A 2,480-nucleotide genomic window follows, 5' to 3' on the forward strand; every position below is an offset into this window, starting at 1 on the left:
TCTGTACCGCTACAACGGCAAATCCTGGGACCCGGCGTCCGACCTGTCGGATTATGGGGCGCGGTGGTATGATGCGGGCAGCGGTAGGTGGAGTGGGGTGGATCCGCTGGCGGCGGAATACGCAGGGTGGTCCCCCTATAACTATGTGTTGAATAACCCTATTTCTTTTATCGATCCTGACGGAATGCGGGTAGATGACATCGTCTTTGTTGACGATAGTGGGAACGAGGTGAGTCGAGTTAAAACAGATGTTGTAGATGTGGAGTACAACATCAGCGAATTGAATTCACCTTCAGAATCTCTTATTGATGATGTTAGTGCAGTAATAGTAGAAGAAGGCTTCGACGGATTTCTGAACGTTTTTGAACAGACTGGAGATGATTTCTTCTTTAATATAGCCTATACTTTTGAGTTAGAAAGCTCTGGCTGGATTGGTACTTTATTCGATAATTGGGAAGCAGCAAGAGATGGCGTCCACCTTTCTCTATGGCGAGACAATAAACTAGATGGTGCGGGTAATCAAGTAGAGCACGAAGTCGGCTCTTTTCTGATGGCAGAGCGTCATGGATATATGGAAGCAAATGCCGTAACTACTGCGAATGAAATTAGAGGGCTTCTTACGATAGACAGAGCTAATGGAAATGTTCTGAGAGCTATCACTCCTCATCGATGGGGTGAGAATCCTAACCCTCGAGGCAGCTCAGCTTTTGAATGGCGAGATTTGATTGATAATCAGTCAGGCTTCATGAAATGGCTACAGTATAGGGGTAAATATAATGAGGCTCATGAGAACCTAATTATCACCCCATAACCACGAAACCATGAAAATTAGAATATCAACTTACATCGCATTTAGTCTGATATTTTGTCTTCAAGGTTGTGGAGATACTATTTGCGGACCATTATCAGAGGAGAAAGAATTAGCCATTAAACAGTTTAATCTGGACTATACAGATGAATTGGTAGCTGAATACGTTCCTTGTGAATTTTCAGTGGTACTAATCCATCAAATCGACACATCATTATTGAGTCATGAAATCCTTGACGCTGTTCATCCATTTTTAGTTGACAATTCACAAGGAGCTAAAAAATGGAGTAGAGCTGACATCCTTCGGGATCGAGAGAAAATAGGTTATATCGCTTATTCTGTAACCCACAAAAGCTTTAGATATAATGAACTCTCAGGCTCCGCCCACTGATGAGCTAATCGCCGTCCGCCTCAGACGGATGGACGGGTAGCGTACAGTCCGCCTCCGCTCCCTACTGCGGATAAATGGGCCGTATCAATATCACAGCAACCCGATCAGGCAAGATGCTTGATCGGGCTGCTGTCTTTTTCTTTTAACTGAAAATCCGCTACTTTGAGGGAGGCCTAAAGAGGCCGGGAGTTGTGCTGAAAGTGGCGTAGGGGATAACCGTTATCGGTATAATGGCAAGGAGCCCCACGCCTCGGTGGGGTGGTATGATTATGGGGCGCGGTGGTATGATGCGGGCAGCGGTAGGTGGAGTGGGGTGGATCCGTTGGCAGAGTAAAGAAGCTGGATGACGCCGTATAACTACGTGCAGAATAATCCGATTCTAAGGGTAGACCCTACAGGAGCTTTAGATACATTGCCTGACGGCAGGTATATATGGGAAATGACGGATTATGAACAAAGCCTAGTTTACGGTGACCCTATGGAAACAGATTTAGAAAAGCAATGGAGGGTCATGCAAGCAGAAGAAACAGGACTATCTGAAATTTCTTTAACTTGGTCTGAGCGGGCTTATTTGCTAGGGCATATGCTTGGTTTCGCACTTCCATCTTCCAAATTAATGACAGCTTCTAAAGCTCTTCCAGGTCTATCAAAAGCTGAGACTGGAATTGCAAATACAGCAAAAGGAATTATGGATAGTAAGGCATTTAAAGCGGGGATAGAAGGGATGAAAAATGGAACTAATTCAGAAATAACAGTAAATGGAGTGAAAGTTGTTTTCCAAGCAGATGGACCATTCTCTGGATTTACACTATTTGGTGAAAATGGATTTGTTGTGGGTCGAGAAGCTTTACAGTCTTCAGATGAAATAGCAAAAACTGTTTTACATGAAACATATAGAATATCTACATCTACGGCTAAATCTGGAGGAGGTGTAAGTCAGGGTATGGTAACAAAAGAAACTAATGATGTCATGAAGTTTGTAGAAAGAGCTTTTAATGCGATAAATCATTAATTATGAACGACGTATCAATTAAATGGATTGAAATAGCAAGTTTGATTAGTAAAACCCCTTATGTAAAAATAAAATGTCCAAGTTGTGATAATGCTTTTCTGAATATATTTATCACTCCGTGGCAAGGAGACGAACCCAAGGTTGATATTCATTTACTTTGCGAAAAGTGTAATGCCAAAAATGTAATTACCAAAGAAGTCTCTAAATCCAATAAAGCTTAAGTTTTTTAGGCTCTATGTGAATTTGTGTGGGTGCCCGGCAATTCTCAA

General features: G+C 42.5%; 4 protein-coding genes and 1 pseudogene. All 5 read left to right on the top strand.

Annotation, left to right across the window (positions count from 1 at the left end; all coding sequences use genetic code 11):
- Positions 1–811: RHS repeat-associated core domain-containing protein (locus FRY97_RS21645; protein ID WP_147169707.1), on the top strand; the 811-nt coding region annotated here is incomplete at its 5' end.
- Between the two features lie 10 nt (positions 812–821).
- Positions 822–1,199, top strand: coding sequence for a hypothetical protein (locus FRY97_RS21650; protein ID WP_147169708.1), 378 nt, complete (start codon positions 822–824; stop codon positions 1,197–1,199).
- A 208-nt stretch (positions 1,200–1,407) separates the two neighbouring features.
- Positions 1,408–1,533 (top strand): annotated as a pseudogene (locus tag FRY97_RS23410) (RHS repeat-associated core domain-containing protein); the annotation flags it as partial.
- Positions 1,534–1,542: 9 nt separating this feature from the next.
- A complete protein-coding gene (locus FRY97_RS21660; protein ID WP_147169709.1) occupies positions 1,543–2,211 on the top strand; it encodes an RHS repeat-associated core domain-containing protein in 669 nt (222 codons plus the stop codon).
- Positions 2,212–2,213: 2 nt separating this feature from the next.
- Positions 2,214–2,432, top strand: a complete 219-nt coding sequence (locus FRY97_RS21665) for a hypothetical protein (protein WP_147169710.1) — start codon at positions 2,214–2,216, stop codon at positions 2,430–2,432.
- Positions 2,433–2,480: the final 48 nt, after the last annotated feature.

Source organism: Phaeodactylibacter luteus, from assembly GCF_007993045.1.
GTDB classification, from domain to species: domain Bacteria; phylum Bacteroidota; class Bacteroidia; order Chitinophagales; family Saprospiraceae; genus Phaeodactylibacter; species Phaeodactylibacter luteus.